Source organism: Streptomyces sp. Ac-502 (assembly GCF_045222935.1).
Taxonomy (GTDB): domain Bacteria; phylum Actinomycetota; class Actinomycetes; order Streptomycetales; family Streptomycetaceae; genus Streptomyces; species Streptomyces monomycini.
The window spans coordinates 5487334-5502654 of record NZ_JBHFFO010000001.1; the positions used below are offsets into that span (position 1 = coordinate 5487334).

Genomic DNA, 15321 nt, shown 5'->3' on the forward strand with positions numbered 1-15321 from the left:
AGGTCTCCGTACGGCGAGGCCGGGCGTCCCGTACCGGGCGGAGAAGCCCGCTGAGCGTGACGGAGACCCCCGCTGTAGGAGCCGCGGAGCCGAGGAGCCGCGCCGCACGGGTACGGGGGGTGCGGGGCACACGGGGCGTACGGGGTGTACGGGCCGGGAAGCCCGCCGTACGTCCGCGGAGCCCACCGAGCGACGAAGGGCGCCCCGGGAGCGGTCACGTCCCGGGGCGCCCTGGAAACTCCGGCCGGCCGGTGGCCGATGCCGCGTCAGCCGTTCTTGATGCGGTTCGTCAGCTCGGTGACCTGGTTGTAGATGGAACGCCGTTCGGCCATCAAGGCCCGGATCTTGCGGTCGGCGTGCATCACCGTCGTATGGTCCCGCCCGCCGAACTGCGCCCCGATCTTCGGCAGCGACAGATCCGTCAGCTCACGGCACAGATACATCGCGATCTGTCGCGCCGTCACCAGCACGCGGCTGCGTGACGATCCGCACAGGTCGTCCACGGTCAGCCCGAAGTAGTCCGCGGTCGCGGCCATGATGGCGGTCGCGGTGATCTCGGGTGCCGCGTCCTCGCCGCCGGGGATCAGGTCCTTCAGGACGATCTCCGTCAGGCCCAGGTCCACCGGCTGGCGGTTGAGGGAGGCGAAGGCGGTGACCCGGATCAGCGCCCCCTCCAGTTCGCGGATGTTGCGCGAGATACGGGAGGCGATGAACTCCAGCACCTCCGGCGGCGCGTTCAGCTGCTCCTGGACCGCCTTCTTGCGCAGGATCGCGATCCGGGTCTCCAGCTCCGGCGGCTGGACGTCGGTGATCAGTCCCCACTCGAAGCGGTTGCGCAGCCGGTCCTCCAGGGTGACCAGCTGCTTGGGCGGCCGGTCCGAGGACAGCACGATCTGCTTGTTGGCGTTGTGCAGCGTGTTGAAGGTGTGGAAGAACTCCTCCTGCGTCGACTCCTTGCTGGCCAGGAACTGGATGTCGTCGACGAGCAGGATGTCCATGTCGCGGTAGCGCTTGCGGAACGCGTCCGCCTTGCCGTCGCGGATGGAGTTGATGAACTCGTTGGTGAACTCCTCCGAGCTCACGTAGCGCACCCGGGTGCCCGGGTAGAGGCTCCGCGCGTAGTGCCCGATGGCGTGCAGCAGGTGCGTCTTCCCGAGGCCGGACTCCCCGTAGATGAACAGCGGGTTGTACGCCTTGGCCGGCGCCTCGGCCACGGCGACCGCGGCGGCGTGCGCGAAACGGTTGGACGCGCCGATGACGAAGGTGTCGAAGAGGTACTTGGGGTTCAGCCGGGCGGTCGGCTCACCGGGGCCGGTCGCGGGCGCGGGCTGCGCGGCGAGCGGGCCGGGGGCGCCGCTGGGCGCGGGCAGACCGCCGGGGCCGGGGTTCTGGATGTGCGCGGGAGGCTGGTGCTCGGACAGGTCACGGCGCTGCGGCGGCTGCTGCTCGTACGGGGAGTGGCCCTCGGAGTGCTGGTGCTGCGGCGGGCCGGAGTGCTCGGGAGCCTGCGAACGGTAGTCGTTCTGTGACCGCTGAGGGTGCTGGTGCTGCTGCTGTCGGTGTGCGGGCGGCGGCGTCGCGTAGGGGTCGCGTTCGGGGAAGCCGCCGAGGCGCTGCTGCTGCCATCCGTAGTCCTCGCGCGGGCCGGGGCCGGTCTGGCCGCCCCTGCCGGAGTGCTGCGGCCAGGCGCCGGGCTCGTGCCGGGGCTGCTGGTGCTGCTGGTACTCCGGGTACGCGGGACGTACGTGGGGCAGGTCGTCGTCCTGGTGGCCGTAGCCCTGACGGCTGTCGTAGCCCTCGCTCTGCCGGCTGTCGTAGCCGCCGTACGCATCGTGCTGCTGTCCCGGTTGTCCCCCTTGCTGCTGGGACTGCTGGGGATGCTGGGACTGGTGCCGCTGCTGCATGTGCGCAGACGGCTGGGACTGCTGCATCGGCTGCTGAGGCTGCGGTTCCTCGGCGGAGTCGTCGACGGTGATCGCGATCCTGATCGGGCGGCCGCACTCGTGGCTCAGTGCTTCACCGATGAGCGGCGCGAGCCGGCCTTCCAGCACACCCTTGGCGAACTCGTTGGGTACGGCCAGCAGGGCCGTGTCGGCCACCAGGGCCAGCGGCTGGGTCCGCTTCAGCCAGTCCTGGTCCTTCGGCTTGAGGCTGTCGCTCTCCGCGCGTAGGAGGTGATCAAGTACGCGTGGCCACACTGCGGCAAGATCGGCAGGTACGTCGGCCACAGAGCACGCTCTCTCACTGGTCCCACGAATGTGTGATTCTCAGGACGGGCGGGAAGGAATCGGAGTTGACCCACGGTAGTCAGGGCGACCCTGGTGATTCAAGTTGTTGTCCACAGGCTGTGCATAGTGTGTCCCGGCCGAGGGCCGGTTTGACCGGATGACGCCGCCGCGCGTACCGTAACCAGGTCGAGTTGTCGATGGCTGCTGCCGCCTGCCTCCGATGGGCAAAGATCGCGCTCTAGTGATCGAAGTAGCGGTGCACTCGGGCGTTGCGAGCTACTCGTGGGCGCACGGTGACAGCCAATCGACGCCCCACACCTGTCTCCCCGGAGACACCAAGCATCTCTGGAGCCCCCGAGTGAGCAAGCGCACCTTCCAGCCGAACAACCGTCGTCGCGCCAAGACCCACGGCTTCCGCCTGCGGATGCGTACCCGTGCCGGCCGCGCGATCCTCGCGTCCCGCCGTGGCAAGGGTCGCGCCCGCCTGTCGGCCTGAGCCCTGAGCTAGGTCCATGACGTGCTGCCTACCGAGCATCGGCTGAGGCGGCGCGAGGACTTTGCGACCGCGGTACGCCGGGGACGCAGGGCCGGGCGCCCGCTCCTCGTCGTCCATCTACGCAGCGGTGCAACGGACCCGCACGCAGCGGGGAGAGCCCTCCCCGGCGCGTGCGGGTTTCGTCGTGAGCAAGGCCATCGGCGGTGCCGTGGTCCGCAACAAGGTCAAGCGCCGGCTGCGCCACCTCGTGCGCGACCGGCTGGACCGGCTGCCCGCCGGTAGCCTGGTTGTCGTACGGGCGCTGCCCGGCGCGGGCGACGCGGACCATGATCAGCTGGCCCGTGACCTGGACACCGCGCTGCAGCGGCTGCTGGATGGAGTTCCCCCACCCGAGGTCAGGGGAGGGAGCCGCGGTGAAGTACCCGCTGCTGCTGTTGATCAAGCTGTACCAGTGGACCATCAGCCCTCTGCTGGGGCCGGTCTGCCGGTACTACCCGTCGTGCTCCCACTATGGCTATACGGCCATCGACCGGCACGGCGCGGTGAAAGGGACCGCGCTGACGGCTTGGCGCATCCTGCGTTGCAACCCGTGGTCGCCCGGTGGCGTCGACCACGTACCACCCCGGAAGCGTCCGGTCTGGCATCAGCGGCTGAGAAGCCGCCTGGGCGGGTCCGCCGTCCCTGAGCCTGCCGCACAGCCTGAGACTCAGCCCACCGCCCAAGGAGCCTGATTCGTGGACACGATCCTCAGTCCTCTCTATTACGCAGTTTCCTGGATCATCGTCCAGTTCCACTCGTTCTACAGCCTCATCTTCGACGAGAACAGTGGCGCGGCGTGGGGTCTGTCCATCGTCTCGCTGGTGGTGCTGATCCGTATCTGCCTGATCCCGCTCTTCGTGAAGCAGATCAAGTCGACGCGGAACATGCAGGCGCTCCAGCCGAAGATGAAGGCGATCCAGGAGCGCTACAAGAGCGACAAGCAGCGTCAGTCCGAAGAGATGATGAAGCTGTACAAGGAGACGGGCACCAACCCGCTCTCCAGCTGCCTGCCGATCCTGGCGCAGTCGCCGTTCTTCATCTCGCTGTACCAGGTCCTCAGCCACATCGCGAACAACCAGACCGTCGGTGTCATCAACCAGTCGCTGCTGGAGAGCGCCCAGAAGGCGCACATCTTCGGCGCGCCGCTGGCCGCGAAGTTCCTGGACACCCCGGAGAAGATCCAGTCTCTGGGGGCGTCGGTCACCGACGTCCGCGTGGTCACCGTCATCATGATCGTTCTGATGTCGGCGTCGCAGTTCTACACGCAGCGCCAGCTGATGACCAAGAACGTCGACCTGACGGTGAAGACGCCGTTCATGCAGCAGCAGAAGATGCTGATGTACGTCTTCCCGGTCATGTTCGCCGTCTTCGGTATCGGCTTCCCCGGCTTCCCTGTCGGCGTTCTCCTGTACTGGCTGACCACCAACGTCTGGACCATGGGTCAGCAGATGTTCGTCATCCGCCGGAACCCCACCCCGGGCAGCAAGGCCTTCGAGGAGCGTCAGCAGCGTCTGCGCGCCAAGGGCAAGCTCAAGGAGGACCCGGCCGAGGTCGAGGCCAAGAAGGTCGCCGAGGAGGCGCGCCAGAACCGGCAGCAGCCCAAGCGGCAGAGCAAGTCCCGGCGTCAGACCCAGCCCACCACCACCGGCGGCGCCAAGCAGGCCGGCGGCAGCAAGCCCGCCGGTGGTGCCGGTGCGCAGCGGCGCACCCGTGCGGGGGCCGGCTCCAGCGCTTCCGACGCCTCCGGCGCGGACGCTTCGAAGAAGCAGTCGCTGGAGAAGCAGGCACCTCAGGACAGCAAGCCGAAGGGCGGTTCCTCCGCCTCCGGCTCCCGTAACGCCAAGTCCGGACAGCGCAAGGGCCAGCAGCGGCCCAAGCACCCGTCCAAGAAGTAAGAAGGAGTCCTTCCGTGACGGACACGACCCGCCCCTCGTCGTCGACAGGGGGGACCCCGGCCGCCGAGGGGACCGACACCCTCACCCGCCTGGAGCAGGAGGGTGAGATCGCGGCCGACTACCTCGAGGGTCTGCTGGACATCGCCGACCTCGACGGCGACATCGACATGGACGTCGAGGCCGACCGCGCCGCTGTGTCGATCATCAGCGACTCGACCAGCCGTGACCTGCAGAAGCTGGTGGGCCGGGACGGTGAGGTGCTGGAGGCGCTCCAGGAGCTGACCCGGCTCGCGGTGCACCGGGAGACCGGCGACCGCAGCCGCCTGATGCTGGACGTCGCCGGGTACCGGGCCCAGAAGCGCGAGGAACTCGCGGAGCTGGGCGCCAAGGCGGCGGAGGAGGCCAAGGGCACCGGCGAGCCGGTGAAGCTGAAGGCGATGACCCCCTTCGAGCGCAAGGTCGTGCACGACGCGGTGGCGGCCGCGGGGCTGCGCAGCGAGTCCGAGGGCGAAGAGCCCCAGCGTTGTGTGGTGGTCCTTCCGGCCTGACGGCCAGAGCCCGCACAGCCTTGATGTCACCGGCCCCGTCTGTCTCGCAGGCGGGGCCACATCTTGTCAGCCTTATAAAACAGTCCAGAGGAAGGGCGTTTCCCGTGACGGACGCAGCAGCGGAGCTCCCACCGGCGCCGGATGTGGCGCGTGAGGTGTTCGGTGAGCTTTTTCCGGAGGCCGTGCGCTACGGCGAGCTGCTCGCCGACGCGGGCGTACGCAGAGGTCTGATCGGTCCGCGTGAGGTGCCGCGGCTGTGGGAGCGGCACCTGCTGAACTGCGCGGTGCTCTCCGAGGTGGTGCCCGAGGGCGTCACCGTCTGTGATGTCGGCTCGGGTGCGGGTCTGCCGGGCATTCCGCTGGCCCTGGTGCGGCCGGACCTCAAGATCACGCTGCTGGAGCCGCTGCTGCGGCGGACGAACTTCCTGCTGGAGGTGGTCGAGCTGCTCGGGCTGGACCACGTCACGGTGGTGCGCGGCCGTGCGGAGGAGGTCATGGGCAAGCTTCCGCAGGTGCACGTGGTGACCGCGCGCGCGGTGGCGCCGCTCGACCGGCTGGCGGGCTGGGGTGTTCCGCTGCTGCGTCCCTACGGCGAGATGCTGGCGCTCAAGGGAGACACCGCCGAGGAAGAGCTGAAGGGGGCCCGTGCCGCGCTGAGCAAGCTCGGTGTCGTGGAGACCTCGGTCGTGCAGGTCGGCGAGGGGGTCGTGGATCCGTTGTCGACCGTGGTCCGTGTCGAGGTCGGCGAAAGCCCGGGCGGTGTGCGGTTCGCGGCCAAGCGCGCGAAGGCGGCCAGGCCCAGCCGGGCACAGCGGGGGCGGCGCCGCTGAGCGGGGCGTTGGCCCAGCTGACTGCCCCAGCGAAACTAACAAAACGGCATAAAGCGGAGTGTCGCGTACAAAACGGACGCAACGCTGGCATCGTGTTTCACGTGAAACGTCGTTCTCTGCTGCATGGAATCATCAGCCGTGGTCGCGCGGCTGCCGCGCCGCGTGACCGGACACCCCCACGGGTCACGGAAGTATCCACAGAGGTGGGTTCATCCACAGGAGAGCGGACCTCACTGGTTCACGACACCGAAAGCATGGCAGGCTCTGAGCACTGCGAGCCTGATGTCGAGGAGAGTGAATCCTTGCGGTCCGACGCCAACATCGCGGGCCCGATGACCGACCCGGTCCCCGGTCCCCGTAGCGAGTCGCTCGGGGATGACGTTTCACGTGAAACGCCGTCCCCCATGGACGACACCCCGATCGGTCGTGCAGCTCAGCTGGCGGTTCAGACGCTAGGCCGCACCGGAGAAGCCCTGCCCCGTCCCGAGAACACCCGGGTCATGGTGGTCGCCAACCAGAAGGGCGGGGTCGGCAAGACCACCACCACGGTCAACCTTGCTGCCTCACTGGCTCTGCACGGTGCCCGGGTCCTGGTCGTCGACCTGGACCCGCAGGGCAACGCCTCCACGGCCCTGGGCATCGACCATCACGCCGAAGTCCCCTCCATCTACGACGTGCTGGTGGAGAGCAAGCCGCTGGCCGACGTCGTGGTCCCGGTGCCCGACGTGGAGGGGCTGTTCTGCGCGCCGGCCACGATCGACCTGGCCGGCGCCGAGATCGAACTGGTCTCGCTGGTGGCGCGGGAAAGCCGGCTGGACCGGGCCATCAAGGCCTACGAACAGCCGCTGGACTACATCCTCATCGACTGCCCGCCTTCACTCGGTCTGCTGACCGTCAACGCGCTGGTCGCGGGTGCCGAGGTGCTGATCCCGATCCAGTGCGAGTACTACGCGCTGGAAGGGCTCGGCCAGTTGCTGCGCAACGTCGACCTGGTGCGCGGGCACCTCAACCCCAAGCTCCACGTGTCGACGATCCTGCTCACCATGTACGACGGCCGTACCCGGCTGGCCTCCCAGGTCGCGGAGGAGGTGCGTAACCACTTCGGCAGCGAGGTGCTGCGCACCAGCATCCCCCGTTCGGTGCGTATCTCCGAGGCGCCCAGCTACGGGCAGACGGTCCTCACCTACGACCCGGGATCCAGCGGTTCGCTCTCCTACCTGGAAGCGGCCCGGGAGATCGCCTTGCGGGGAGTCGCCCAGGCCGGTACCGGCACCGAGGGCCTCACCGTGAACTACGAACCACAGCACAGCATGTCGGAGGGGAATCAGTGAGCGAACGACGTAGAGGACTGGGCCGCGGGCTCGGTGCGCTGATCCCCGCGGCACCGCAGGCAGCGGAGAACGCCGCGCCCGTGGTGGGCCGGGGAGCGACATCGCCGTCCGCGGTGCCGACGATGCCGCCGGATCGCGGGGTGGCGGCGGCCAAGGTCACCTCGATCGCGGCCAGGACCGTTTCACGTGAAACGGACGAGCCGGCCAAGCCTGAAGCGGTGGCAGACGTGACGGGGGAGGTCGCAGGGGCGCATTTCGCCGAGCTGCCGCTCGATGCGATCACGCCCAACCCGCGGCAGCCGCGTGAGGTCTTCGAAGAGGAGGCACTCGCCGAGCTGGTCACTTCCATCCAGGAGGTCGGTCTCCTCCAGCCGGTGGTTGTCCGGCAGACCGGTCCCCAGCGGTACGAGCTCATCATGGGCGAGCGACGCTGGCGGGCCTGCCGCGAGGCCGGCCTGGAGCGGATCCCGGCGATCGTCCGCGCGACCGACGACGAGAAGCTGCTGCTGGACGCACTGCTGGAGAACCTTCACCGGGCCCAGCTGAACCCGCTGGAAGAGGCCGCGGCCTACGACCAGCTGCTGCGGGACTTCAGCTGCACCCACGACGAGCTGGCCGACCGTATCGGCCGGTCGCGCTCGCAGGTCTCCAACACCCTGCGGCTGCTGAAGCTCCCGACGTCCGTGCAGTTCAGGGTCGCGTCCGGGGTGCTCTCCGCAGGCCACGCACGTGCCCTGCTGGGCGTGGACGACGGGGACGAGCAGGAGGAGCTGGCGCGCCGCATCGTCCGCGAGGGACTCTCGGTGCGTTCGGTCGAGGAGATCGTGCGGCTGATGGGCTCCGGGCCCGCCGGTACCACCAAGGCGAAGAAGCCACGGGCCGGCGGCCGGGTCTCCCCGCCCTGACCGGTCTCGCCTCGCGGCTGTCCGACCGCTTCGAGACCCGGGTGAAGGTCGACCTCGGGCAGAAGAAGGGCAAGATCGTCGTCGAGTTCGCCTCGATAGAAGACCTGGAGCGCATCCTCGGCACCCTGGCCCCCGGCGAAGGCCGGGTGCTCGACAAGAGCCTCGCCGAGGAGAACGGCGACGAGGACTGAGCCGAGTTCTCCGGCCCGGAGGGCGGGCCGTGTTCCCAGCGGATTGTGGAACACGGCCCGCCCTTTGCTGTGTGGCGGTACCCGCACACGCGGACCGTGGATACGATGCGATCGGGTATGGCGCACATCCACGGGGAAACCCCCACAACAAGGAGTAAGCCATGCGAACGGTGAGCCGCACCGGACTGCTGGCAGCGGGCTTCGGCCTGGGAGCAGTCGGTGGTTTCGTCGGTGGCCTGCTCAGAGAGCGGGACGTGCGGACGGCATCGCGCGGTGCGGCGGGTGAGGGAAGCGAGGACCTGTCTTCATGGGCCGTCGGCTCGTACCGCTCACGCTGGACAACCTTCCGGACCTCCCCAAACGCTGCCGCTCCTGCGTCTTCTGGGAACTCGACCCCGTCAGCGGTGAAGCCGCGGTAAGAGCGGGCCGGCCCGAGCTGGAGAAGGAAGCCTGGATCTCGGCCGTCCTCCTGGAGTGGGGCTCCTGCGGCCGTGTGGTCCATGTCGACGACGTCCCGGTCGGTTTCGTGCTGTACGCCCCGCCCGCGTACGTGCCGCGCTCCACGGCCTTTCCCACGAGCCCGGTGTCCCCCGACGCCGTACAGCTCCTCACGGCCTGGCTGACGCCCGGTTACCAGGGGCAGGGGCTGGGCCGGGTGATGGTGCAGACGGTGGCCAAGGACCTCATTCGCCGCGGCTTCAAGGCGGTCGAGGCGTTCGGCGACGCCCGGTGGTCGGAGCCCGCGTGCGTGCTCCCCGCCGACCACCTCCTGGCCGTCGGCTTCAAGACGGTCCGCCCGCATCCCCGCTTCCCCCGCCTGAGGCTGGAACTGCGCACCACGATCTCGTGGAAGGAAGACGTGGAGATGGCCCTGGACCGTCTCCTGGGAGCGGTGCAGAAGGAACCGGCTCTGCGCCCGCTCTAGAAACGGGCCGCTACGAACGCGAACGGGCCCGCCCCCGGAGGGGCGGGCCCGTTCGCGTTCGTGCGGGTCGCGGAGTGCGATCAGGCGAGGAAGTCGCCCAGCTCGCGCTCCAGCATCGCCTTCGGCTTGGCGCCGACGATGGTCTTCACGACCTCGCCGCCCTGGTAGACGTTCATCGTCGGAATCGACATGACGCCGTACTTGGCGGTGGTGGTCGGGTTCTCGTCGGTGTTCAGCTTCGCGATGACGATCTCGTCGTGCTCGGCGGCGATGGCCTCCAGCGACGGGGCGATCTGGCGGCACGGGCCGCACCAGGTGGCCCAGAAGTCCACGAGTACGGGCTTGTCGCTCTTGAGAACGACCTCTTCGAAGTTGGCGTCCGTCACGGTCACCGTGGCACCGGCCATGGCAGTCTCCTTACTGGGTGGAATGGGGCTCGGGGGCGTCAGGGGCGGAGTCAGGCGGAGGCGGTCTTCTCCGGCTCCGGGACGTCCTCGCTGTCCGAGAGCGCGGCGAGGTGCCGCTCGGCGTCCAGGGCCGCGGAGCAGCCGGTACCGGCCGCCGTGATCGCCTGGCGGTAGGTGTGGTCGACGACGTCGCCGGCGGCGAAGACACCCGTGATGTTCGTACGGGTGCTCGGGGCCTCCACCTGGAGGTAGCCCTCGTCGTCCAGCTCCAGCTGGCCCTTGAACAGCTCGGTGCGCGGGTCGTGGCCGATCGCGATGAACAGGCCGGTCACCGGGGACTCCGAGGTCTCGCCGGTCTTCAGGTTGCGCAGCGTCAGGCCGGAGAGCTTGTTCTCGCCGTGCAGCTCGGCGACCTCGCTGTCCCAGACGAAGCTGATCTTCGGGTCGGCGAAGGCGCGCTCCTGCATCGCCTTGCTGGCCCGCAGCGTGTCACGGCGGTGGATGATCGTGACCGACTTGGCGAAGCGGGAGAGGAAGGTGGCCTCCTCCATCGCGGTGTCGCCGCCGCCGACCACGGCGATGTCCTGGTCCTTGAAGAAGAACCCGTCGCAGGTGGCGCACCACGAGACGCCGCGGCCCGAGAGCTCGTCCTCACGGGGCAGGCCCAGCTTGCGGTGCTGGGAGCCGGTGGTGACGATCACGGCCTTGGCGCGGTGGACGGTGCCGGCGGTGTCGGTGACGGTCTTGACCTCACCGGTCAGGTCGACCGAGACCACGTCGTCCGGGACCAGCTCGGCGCCGAAGCGCTCGGCCTGGGCACGCATGTTGTCCATCAGGTCGGGGCCCATGATGCCGTCGCGGAACCCGGGGAAGTTCTCCACCTCGGTGGTGTTCATCAGCGCGCCACCGGCGGTGACGGCGCCCTCGAAAACCAGCGGCTTCAGGGAGGCACGGGCGGTGTAGAGCGCGGCGGTGTAGCCCGCGGGCCCGGAGCCGATGATGATCACGTTACGGACGTCGCTCACGGGTGTCTTCCTTGTCTCTGCCGACTGCTTGCTGGGGCTCTCGGTGAACTCTCACCCCACCCAACGGATCCTACGGGGCAAGCATTCCCGCGGAGCCCCGGCGCCCTTGCCGCCGGTTCAGGCTCGCCGGTACGAGTGGGCCAGCAGCACCTTGCCGGGAGCCGGCGGAGACGCGGAGACGCAGGAGGCGGAGACGACGTAGGCGGAGACGCGGTCGGCGTCGGTCGGGTGCGGCAGCACCAGGAGATACGCGTCCTGGCCCTCATAGGTGCTGTGCGTGGACGCCAGGGGAGTCTCCGGCCGCCCCGTGCCGCGCTGGACGCAGGACGGCACGGTGTCCGTCGCACCCCGCAGCGGTGTGTCGGGGGAACTCTGCGTGCCGACGTCCGGCGTCTTCTTGGTGTGCGACGAGGCCAGCAGGTCGTGGACCCGTGACTCCAGGGTGGCGGACGTCAGCCCGGACGGGCCCCCCGCGCTCTTCTTCGCGGCCTCGGTATGCGACTCCTGTGCCGTCCCCTGGCCGCTGCCGGTGGTCGCGTCCTGGATGACGATCCCGCCGACGCCGATGACCGCCGCGGCGGCCGCCGCGCCGAGCAGTGCCCTCGGCCACCGCCGGCCCCGGGGCCGGGCACCGGCCGCTCGGCGCCCAGGGCCGGAAGCCGCCCGCGGATGCCCTGCGGGCCGGGTGACGGACAAGGGAGGAGCGGTGGGGGGAGCGCTGTCGGTTTCACGTGAAACAGGAACGGTCACAGCTGCCGGGACTTCCCGCACGGCCGACTCCTGATCCGGAGCGGTGGAGTCGAGCAGCGCCTCGGCCGCCAGCGCCGCGTCGATACGCTCCGCCACGTCGGTCGGCATCCGCGTGGGTCCCGGAAGGGTGCCCAGCAGGCCGCGGATCTCCTCCAGGGAAGCGTGGACGTCCTCGCACAGCTCACAGCACGCGAGGTGATCCCGTAGGTCCGCGGTGCGGGACGGGGAGAGCAGCCCGTCCGTGAGCGCGGAGATCTCGGAGACCTCCGGGTGCTCGTCCGTGTTGGTCGTCGAAGTCACGAGCGCCCACCTCCGCCCTTCACGGCATCTGTGTCCTTCGGCCCTGCCGCCTCTGGGACGGATGTCCCCTGCGCCCGGTTCCTTCCCCCGCTGACGGGTCTGTTATCCCCTTCACCCGGGCGCAGATGGGTGAGCATCGGAAGAAGCCGGGCCCGGCCCCGCGCACAGCGGCTCTTCACCGTCCCCGTGGGGACGTCGAGGATCGCGGCGGCCTCGGCCACCGGATATCCCTGCATGTCAACGAGGACCAGCGCCGCACGTTGTTCTTCGGGCAGCGTGCGCAACGCGCCGAGCAGTTCCCGGTAAAGGTCCTGCCGCTCGGCCGGCACGGCGGCGGACTCGTGCGGTTCCAGCAGTTGCTCCAGTCGCTCCGTCTCGGCGACCGGAGACGTACGGCGGGAGGCCGCCTTGCGCGCCCGGTCCAGGCAGGCATTGACCGTGATGCGGTGCAGCCAGGTCGTGACGGCCGACTGGCCGCGGAAGGTATGAGCGGCCCGGTAGGCCGAGACGAGGGCGTCCTGCACGGCGTCCGCCGCTTCTTCCCGGTCACCGAGGGTGCGCAGCGCCACCGCCCAGAGCCGGTCACGGTGACGCCGGACTATCTCGCCGAAGGCTTCGGGGTCGCCGGCCACGTGGCGCGCGAGGAGGTCGGCGTCGCTCACCACGTCAGAGCCGCCCGTCTCAGGCCCCACATGTCCCCCTGCTCGCGGCGGGTAGCGGATAGGTGGCTCCATTGAAGCCCGCCGGGCTGCGAAAGTAAACGCCGGTCAGATGGGGGGACAGGCTCGGCCACCGTGGGCGCCGCGCACTGTTCGGTGCCGAGCACGCCATCACTTCACCGGCATAAAAGTGCGGAATGCGAAAGTTGCCGAGTCGCGGTGACGACTGGAACGATCAAGATGCTGCACAAAACCTGACCGCTGGAATCGGCCGCTGTGGAACGGACCGGCCGGCCGCTTCTCGTCTGTCGACACAGATTCAAGGAATTTCTGTATGAAAAACCTCAAGCGCCTTCTGCTGGTCGTGGTGGCCTCGGTCATCGCCGTGGGGGCGATGCCGGGTTCGGCGTCCGCGTACTCCAAGGGCAGCTGTAGCTACCGCAAGACGCTGTCGGTGAAGACCTACGGCGGGCACGCCACGGTCAAGCTCCTCGTCTACCGCTGCACGGACGGTCACGACTGGACGATGGCCAGCATGACGTCGAACGGGAGCGACAGCGAGGGGGCGCTCTGGATGGACGTCTCCCGCGACGGCGGAAAGACCTGGAAGGAATTGGTGCAGAAGCGCGAGGTGACCCTCGACCCGGGCGATACGGCATCGATCGCGAACAACAACCTCCAGAACGACGGCCCCGGGTACTCGGTGCGGGCCTGTGGGTACTTCGGCAACAATCAGGTGTATTGCACCAAGTGGAACTGAAGGGTAAGTAGGTTCCGTTTTTCCGGGGCCCCGGCCGATGCGACGGCCGGAGCCCCGGTTTGCTCACCGGCCTGCCCCGGTGACAGCAGCCGGATTCACGGGTAATTGCCGGAATTCGAGCCGGAAGTCACCCGCCGCTCCGCAAAAAAACAGGGCACGTGCTGCCGATGCAGCACGTGCCCTGTCTTCATGAATTGGCCGGATCCCGCAGGAGCGGGGGCCGGGACGAGCCCTTCGAGCGCCCCGCGAAGGGTGCCCGAAGAGGTCAGCCGCTGACCTTGATCTCCGAGATGCCGCCCCGGTAGCCGTCCTCCGCCTCGTCGCTGGGCAACTCGGTGATGTGGACCAGGACGTAACGCGTCTTGACGGGCTTGTCCACCTTCGCGGACAGCGAGGAGCCGGCCTTCTCCAGCTTCGAGAGGCGCTGCGTGAACGCGTCGAGCGTCGTCGGGTCGGACGCCTCGGGATCGGCGGCGAGCACCTCGGCCGTCTGCCCCGCCCGGTACATGCTGGCCTGCACCTCGGAGACGTCCTGGACGCTGCCGAGGTCGACGACCAGACCGCTGCCGTCCGCGCGGTACGGGAGGTTGCCGAAGTTCGCCCAGCCCTTGAACAGCCCGGTCACCCAGGCGGTGCCCGGGTCCCCGTCCACGGCGTTCGACGCCGGGGTCCGGTCCCCGCCGACGGGCTTGCTGGAGCGGGGGAGAACTCCGTAGCGCTGTCGATCTTGATCGGCTTCGGTGCGGGCTTCTGCTGCTTGCCGCTCTCGGGCTGGGTGTTCTCCTGGCTCTCCTGGCCTTCGCCCTTGATGAGGGTGTCCGCCAGCTGCCAGCTCCCGAGCCCCAGTGCCGCGATCAGCAGTCCGGACACGCACCACTTCAGTGCCCGGCCGGTGCGGCTCTGCAGCGGTGGCGGCGGAGCGGGCACCGCTGCGGCCCGGGCCGGCGCCCCGCCGTTGCGCGACGGGGGCTGCCCGTACGAGCCCTGCTGGAAAGCGGTGCGCTGGTAGGGCGGCGGCGCGGTGAAGGACGTCTCCGGCGGGCGGATGCGCGGTATGGCCGTGACGGCCTTCGCCAGTTCCTCCGGAGTCGTGCAGGCCGGCTCCTGGCGGGAGGCGGTGGCACCGTCGTTGACCAGCGCCCGCATGGCCAGCTCGGACAGGCCGCGGTGCACTCCGGCCCGTACCTGGTCCGGCGGGATCATGCCGACGTCCTTGGGCAGCCCCGACAGGCCGTACGCGTCGCTCTCGTACGGCCAGCGCTGGGTGAGGGCGGCGTACAGCAGCGCGCCGATCGCCTCGGTGTCGGTGCGCTGCGGGTGCTCGCTGCTGATGCCGCGCAGCGCGGCCATCACGGCCAGGCCGCGGATGCGGTACTGCCCGGACTCGGTCCGCAGCACGGAGCTGGGGTTGAGCCTGAGGTGGGCCAGCCCTTCCCGGTGGGCGGCGGCCATGGCCTGGGAGACCTGGCTGACGAGCTGGTAGGCGTCATGCGGTTCCAGCGGGCCGCTCGCGAGCACCGCGGACAGTTCCGTGGCGTCCGGCAGCCACTCGTGCACGACGTAGACGAGGTCGTTCTCCTCGACGGCGTCGAGGACCTGCACGAAGCGGGGGTCGCCGAGCAGCGCGGCGGAGCGCGCGGCGGACAGCACGGGGCGGGCACGCGGGTGGTCCGCGGGCAGGATGTGTACGCCGACGGCACGGCGCAGTTTCTCGTCGACCGCACGCCAGCTGCTGAATCCGTCCAGACGGGTGACGCACTCCTCCAGGCGGTAGCGTCTGGCGAGCTTGTGACCGCTGTGCAGTTCGGGCGGCTTGGTGTCGGCCACCGCGGCAGGCTCTTCGCCGGTGCGTGCGGTGTCCTGGTCCGTGCCGGTTACGCTCTCGGCCTCCGCACCGTCGTCCGTGGCCTGTCCCGCCTGGGCGGTCAGCGGTTCGTCACCGCTCGTGTCGGCCACGTCGACGGCAGCCGTGCTCCGTTCCGCCACCGTCGTTCCTGCCTCCCCATCCGTTGCAGGCTCTACGAGCCAAGAC

At 69.3% G+C, this 15321-nt stretch carries 13 protein-coding genes and 3 pseudogenes; 10 read left to right on the forward strand and 6 right to left on the reverse strand.

Translation table 11 applies throughout. The features are described from left to right. Positions 1–266: 266 nt before the first annotated feature. The gene (gene dnaA, locus ACEXOX_RS24810) at positions 267–2228 is read right to left on the reverse strand and encodes a chromosomal replication initiator protein DnaA (RefSeq protein WP_406523352.1); all 1962 of its coding nucleotides are present in this window, start codon (positions 2226–2228) and stop codon (positions 267–269) included. 358 nt (positions 2229–2586) lie between these two features. Between dnaA and rpmH the strand changes: the two genes are divergently transcribed. The 9 genes and pseudogenes from rpmH (at position 2587) to ACEXOX_RS24855 (ending at position 9388) form a co-directional block, all read left to right on the forward strand. Continuing rightward, the gene (rpmH, locus tag ACEXOX_RS24815) at positions 2587–2724 is read left to right on the forward strand and encodes a 50S ribosomal protein L34 (protein ID WP_003949374.1); all 138 of its coding nucleotides are present in this window, start codon (positions 2587–2589) and stop codon (positions 2722–2724) included. Positions 2725–2745: 21 nt separating this feature from the next. Continuing rightward, positions 2746–3103, forward strand: a pseudogene (gene rnpA / locus ACEXOX_RS24820) (ribonuclease P protein component); the annotation flags it as partial. A 34-nt stretch (positions 3104–3137) separates the two neighbouring features. Then, positions 3138–3455 (forward strand): membrane protein insertion efficiency factor YidD, encoded by a 318-nt coding sequence (yidD, locus tag ACEXOX_RS24825; RefSeq protein ID WP_406523353.1) that lies wholly within the window; start codon positions 3138–3140, stop codon positions 3453–3455. Between the two features lie 3 nt (positions 3456–3458). Next, a complete protein-coding gene (gene yidC / locus ACEXOX_RS24830; RefSeq protein ID WP_406523354.1) occupies positions 3459–4658 on the forward strand; it encodes a membrane protein insertase YidC in 1200 nt (399 codons plus the stop codon). A 14-nt stretch (positions 4659–4672) separates the two neighbouring features. Further along, a complete protein-coding gene (locus ACEXOX_RS24835) occupies positions 4673–5206 on the forward strand; it encodes a protein jag (RefSeq protein ID WP_406523356.1) in 534 nt (177 codons plus the stop codon). Positions 5207–5310: 104 nt separating this feature from the next. Then, the gene (gene rsmG, locus ACEXOX_RS24840) at positions 5311–6036 is read left to right on the forward strand and encodes a 16S rRNA (guanine(527)-N(7))-methyltransferase RsmG (protein ID WP_030017065.1); all 726 of its coding nucleotides are present in this window, start codon (positions 5311–5313) and stop codon (positions 6034–6036) included. Between the two features lie 254 nt (positions 6037–6290). Further along, positions 6291–7367, forward strand: a complete 1077-nt coding sequence (locus ACEXOX_RS24845; protein WP_406523358.1) for an AAA family ATPase — start codon at positions 6291–6293, stop codon at positions 7365–7367. Further along, positions 7364–8463: pseudogene (locus ACEXOX_RS24850) on the forward strand (ParB/RepB/Spo0J family partition protein). The gene ACEXOX_RS24845 and the pseudogene ACEXOX_RS24850 overlap by 4 nt, the downstream one beginning before the upstream one ends. A 307-nt stretch (positions 8464–8770) precedes the next feature. Continuing rightward, positions 8771–9388 (forward strand): GNAT family N-acetyltransferase, encoded by a 618-nt coding sequence (locus ACEXOX_RS24855; RefSeq protein ID WP_125055287.1) that lies wholly within the window; start codon positions 8771–8773, stop codon positions 9386–9388. A gap of 80 nt (positions 9389–9468) precedes the next feature. Here the strand turns inward: ACEXOX_RS24855 and trxA are convergent, their stop codons facing one another. The 4 genes from trxA to sigM form a co-directional block, all read right to left on the reverse strand. Continuing rightward, a complete protein-coding gene (trxA, locus tag ACEXOX_RS24860) occupies positions 9469–9795 on the reverse strand; it encodes a thioredoxin (protein WP_030017069.1) in 327 nt (108 codons plus the stop codon). Positions 9796–9845: 50 nt separating this feature from the next. Continuing rightward, positions 9846–10820: a thioredoxin-disulfide reductase gene (gene trxB, locus ACEXOX_RS24865; protein WP_406523360.1), complete on the reverse strand. Its 975-nt coding sequence runs from the start codon at positions 10818–10820 to the stop codon at positions 9846–9848. Between the two features lie 117 nt (positions 10821–10937). Further along, on the reverse strand, positions 10938–11870 hold the full coding sequence (locus ACEXOX_RS24870; protein WP_406523361.1) for an anti-sigma factor family protein: 933 nt from the start codon (positions 11868–11870) through the stop codon (positions 10938–10940). Further along, positions 11867–12604 (reverse strand): RNA polymerase sigma factor SigM, encoded by a 738-nt coding sequence (gene sigM / locus ACEXOX_RS24875; RefSeq protein ID WP_275127640.1) that lies wholly within the window; start codon positions 12602–12604, stop codon positions 11867–11869. Before sigM ends, ACEXOX_RS24870 begins: the two co-directional genes overlap by 4 nt. A gap of 259 nt (positions 12605–12863) precedes the next feature. Between sigM and ACEXOX_RS24880 the strand changes: the two genes are divergently transcribed. Beyond that, on the forward strand, positions 12864–13289 hold the full coding sequence (locus tag ACEXOX_RS24880; protein ID WP_030017073.1) for a hypothetical protein: 426 nt from the start codon (positions 12864–12866) through the stop codon (positions 13287–13289). 265 nt (positions 13290–13554) lie between these two features. On the opposite strand, the pseudogene ACEXOX_RS24885 reads toward ACEXOX_RS24880, so the two are convergent. Further along, a pseudogene (locus ACEXOX_RS24885) lies at positions 13555–15275 on the reverse strand (protein kinase family protein). Positions 15276–15321 lie beyond the last annotated feature (46 nt).